This is a genomic window from Streptomyces sp. NPDC057565, assembly GCF_042801455.1.
Lineage (GTDB): Bacteria > Actinomycetota > Actinomycetes > Streptomycetales > Streptomycetaceae > Streptomyces > Streptomyces yanii.
Window position 1 is genome coordinate 1 of the sequence record NZ_JBHVFU010000148.1, and the last position, 4,027, is coordinate 4,027.

A 4,027-nucleotide genomic window follows, 5' to 3' on the forward strand; every position below is an offset into this window, starting at 1 on the left:
TCCGCCGCTACATCATCTGGCGAAACCGCCATGCCGAGGACCAACGCCTACAAGCCCTCGTCAACAGGGCAAACGTTGCCTGATACGGCACTAGCGAGCTCCAGCTCAGCAGGCGTTCGGATCCGCTTGGTGCTGCTGGAGGATCTGCGCACTCCAGGTGTCCACCACGGGACTACGTCGGTAGAAGACGTTCGGCTGTACCGGGTCGCACGTCACCAGGAGAATGTCTCCCTGGCCGAGCACAACATTCCGCTGGACCTGTGTGGAGCGACGTTTGCGATACCGCATGACCTCAAGGTGCAGCGGATGCGGACCTGGGGGCAAAGGGATGAAACGAACCTTTCTGATGCTGGTCCGATCCACGCTGCAGAGATCGCGCCCACTTTCGGTGACCGACACCAGGCACCACTTGAGTGACATGCTGCGGGGCCCGTCACGCAGGTCCACCTGCAACAGCAGCCCGGTCTGGCCTCGGCGGCGGGCTCTGTGGATCAGATAGCGAGAGCGCCATTTCAACCGGCCGTCGAAGCCGCTATTCACCTGCACCGCAATGTCCCCCACCCTGCCCCCATCTGCCGGCCGACCAAGTCCCCAGACGCCTCAGGCTGGCACGGACAGGCAAGATCCAGAAGAACCACGACCGGCAGAGTGTGAGGGCAGAAGCCTGCCGGAGAACAGTAGTGACACGCCCCCCACGCTCACAGGAGCCACCGTGCCTCCCAAACCCATCGACAAGTGACGTCACTGCTGGGTTCTGGCCCGGGTCGCCCGCCTGCCGGTCGTGGGTGCCGTGACTTCCGGGAGGGCGGTGACACGGCACCGGCCCGGAAGCTTCAGGACGCTGGCGCCATTCAAGGTCGGCCTGGGCGCTGCTGACTCACCCTCCGTGCCCGGTGGGGTGCCAGGGCTGTGACGCGCGAGCGGGCGGCGTGTTCGTCACCTGGCCGGCCCGCAGCCGGCTCGTCTGCTGGTGCCTCGTCGGCCATGGGGCGTGGTGAGTGGTATCCGGTGCAGCACCGGAACTCTGCCGGTCTTTGGCCTCACTATCGAGCGGACTGCCCGGTACTCGCCATGACCGTTCGCGGCTGGTGACACGTTCGTGAATGACACCCGGACCTCGGCGATCCTCTCGTCGCCAGGATCCTCTCACCGTTCAAGATCAATCTCGTCGATACTGGCTGTTCCGTTGGTCCCCAAGGCCGGATGCGCTCTGGCTAAGAGCTATCACGTAATACGGGTCGGGACGTGCCTCACCGCGATGGGTGCCTTGTTTACTGGATGTCGAGCTTGAGGTTGTGGAGTGCTGCAACCCCGGCAACGGCGTGGTTGATCGCCTCGCCGCGGCGCCGGTATTGGCGCAGGATCTGATGGTCTTTGAGGCGGGCGATAGTGTGCTCGGCGACGGCCCTGCGTTTACGGAACCGGCGGTAGTTCCGGTCTTTGATGATGCGCCCGTCCGGGCTGCGGCGGGGTGTTCGGATGCGGTCGCTACCGCGGTAGCCGCCGTCACCGGACAGGCGTGGATGGTCGGGCAATGTGATGCCGACGGTTTCGCGGAAAACGACGATGTCGTTGCGGTTGCCTGGCCACGCGTCCCCCACGGCGACGACGCGCCGGTCGCGGGCCCGGCAGACGACCTGGACATTCACGCTGCGCCGGTAGTTTTTGCTTTTCGCGGTGCGCTGCTGGTCGTGGACGGGGATGAGTGTGCCGTCGACGAGCCATAGTTCGCGCCGGTCGGTGGGCGGTGGTCCGAGAAGCTGCGTAAGCGGCTTGGCAAGCCGGGCGATGACGCGGTGAGCGGCGGCGTGGGAGATATCGAAGAGGGAGCCGAGTTGCTGCATGGTGAGGTCGGTCCGGTAGGCGAGCACCATCAGCAGGACCCTGTCGGCGAAGGGCAGTGCCCAGGGCCGGCCGCGGCCGATATCCGGCTTGATTTCCCACAGCTGCCCGACAAGATGGTGCATCTGCGGCCTGGTCAGGCCGGTCCAGGCACGGAGGTCGGCCGAGGTACAACAGGCAAGACGCAGGCGCATGAACGTAATCGTAGAGCTCGAAGTTCTGCCATCGCGCGGAGCGTTGTCAGTGGGGTCTTGTAGCTTTGGCGTTGGTTGCCGTACCGGCCTCGGTGCGGACAGGTCACGTTGACGAGCATGAGCAGAAAAGGACGTCAGAGGTGAGCACAGAACTGACTGACGCCGCGCTCGCCTCCGATGTACCGGTTTCCGGCGCGCCTCCTGCGCGCCGGTTTAGGGGTTGTGAGCTGCTGTCGGTTTGCTGAGCTGAAGTGAGTGGTGGTGTGTGGGAGTGAGTCCTGTCGGTGGGTTTGTGGGGGTGGGAACGGGGGTTCTGTGGTCGAATGGGTGACCTTGGCGGCTGCTGCTCGTTGGGCTGGGTGATGGGTGTCCGGCCTGGTGGGAGGGGGTGATGTGGTGGGTGGTGTGCGGGAGTTGGCCGTGCCCTTCGTGGTGCCGGGGCCTTGCGGGGTGGCGGTCCGGGACCGTCTCAAGCACCTCACTCCCCGGGACGAGATGGTGCTGCGTGCGGTCGGTGAGCATCAGGGTGCGCTTGCTTCCCGTGATCTCAAGGCCCGCTGTGCGGATGGTCTGGAGCACAGTGCGGACACCTGGGCAGCGCGTAAGCGGGACCTGACGAAGGAGTCGTCGTCGCGGATCGCGGGTGCGATCACCAAGGCCACACACGATCAATGGGCGCTCGCGCGCCGTTGCCAGGCCGCGCACATTCAGACGCTGGCAGCCGGGATCAAGATGCTGCGGCACCGCCTGTCCCTCCCGGTCGGTGCACCCGGAACGAAGCGGGCCGCAGGAGGCTACCACTCCCGGACTGAGTGGTTCCACAAGTCCCGCCGCCTCGCGGCCCTGGAGGCGCGGCATGCGGCCGTTGTCGCCGAGTGGCAGGCCGGGCGGGTGCGGGTGGTGCGGGGCGGCAAGCGTCTGCTCAACACCCGCCACCACCTCGCCGAGGCCGGGCTCACCGAGGAGCAGTGGCGGGAACGCTGGGAGGCGGAGCGCTGGTTCATCGGGGCCGATGGTGAGTCGGGGAAGCGGTTCGGGAACGAGACGATCCGCGTCACCCCGGACGGTGAGGTCAGCATCAAGCTGCCTGCCAAGCTCGCGCACCTGGCCAACGCCGGGCACGGCCGGTACGTCCTCGCCTCCCGGATCGGCTTCGCGCATCGGGGTGTGGAGTGGGTCGACCGCATCGCCGCGAACCGGGCCGTCGCCTACCGCATCCACCTCGATACGGAGCGCGGCCGCTGGTATCTCACCGCGTCCTGGCAACGCCCCGTCGTGAAGACCATCCCGCTGGAGGCCGCCCGCGCCCGGGGCATGATCGGTGTCGACACCAACGCCGACCACTTCGCCGCCTACCGCCTCGACCGGCACGGCAACCCGGTCGGCGGGCCCCGGCGGTTCGGCTTCGACCTGTCCGGGACCGTCGGTCACCGCGACGCGCAGCTCCGCCACGCGCTGACCCGCCTGATCCACTGGGCGGTGCAGGCCGGGGTCGCAGCGATCGGCATCGAAGACCTCGACTTCAGCACCGAGAAGACCCGGGAGAAGCACGGCCGCAGGAAGCGGTTCCGGCAGCTCATTTCCGGTATTCCGACCGGGAAACTGAAGGCCCGGCTGGTGTCGATGGCCGCCGAACAGGGCCTGAGCATGGTCGCGGTCGATCCCGCCTACACCACTTTGTGGGGTGCCCAGCACTGGCAGAAGCCACTGACCACCTCCCACCGCACCATGTCCCGTCACGATGCCGCGGGCATCGCGATCGGACGACGCGCCCTCGGGCACCCGGTCCGGCGTCGGACGGCACCGCCCCCGCACGACCGGAGCGATCGTGCGGGGCATCGGACCGCCCAGGCCGGACCAGGTGACCGGGGGCGTGAGGGAACCCGCCCACCCGCCACGGACCGGCCGCCCGGAGGGCCGTCACCGAACGGGACGCGAACGCGGGAACCCAGCGCATCCAACACCGTTCGGGATGCGCCCGGTACGCAGCA

General features: G+C 67.4%; 3 protein-coding genes. 1 reads left to right on the top strand and 2 read right to left on the bottom strand.

Going from position 1 to position 4,027, the window contains the following annotated elements:
• Positions 1-105: 105 nt before the first annotated feature.
• Together ACFU8W_RS52110 and ACFU8W_RS52115 are read right to left on the bottom strand one after the other, a co-directional pair.
• A complete protein-coding gene (locus ACFU8W_RS52110) occupies positions 106-561 on the bottom strand; it encodes a hypothetical protein (RefSeq protein WP_384052874.1) in 456 nt (151 codons plus the stop codon).
• A gap of 710 nt (positions 562-1,271) precedes the next feature.
• Positions 1,272-2,036 (bottom strand): transposase, encoded by a 765-nt coding sequence (locus tag ACFU8W_RS52115; RefSeq protein ID WP_384052876.1) that lies wholly within the window; start codon positions 2,034-2,036, stop codon positions 1,272-1,274.
• Positions 2,037-2,432: 396 nt separating this feature from the next.
• Between ACFU8W_RS52115 and ACFU8W_RS52120 the strand changes: the two genes are divergently transcribed.
• On the top strand, positions 2,433-4,027 hold a 1,595-nt coding region (locus ACFU8W_RS52120; RefSeq protein WP_384052879.1), incomplete at its 3' end, for an IS200/IS605 family accessory protein TnpB-related protein.

Excerpts from the sequence above, each read along its gene's own strand:
- ACFU8W_RS52115 (WP_384052876.1), bottom strand. The coding sequence starts at position 2,036 with ATGCGCCTGCGTCTTGCCTGTTGTACCTCGGCCGACCTCCGTGCCTGG.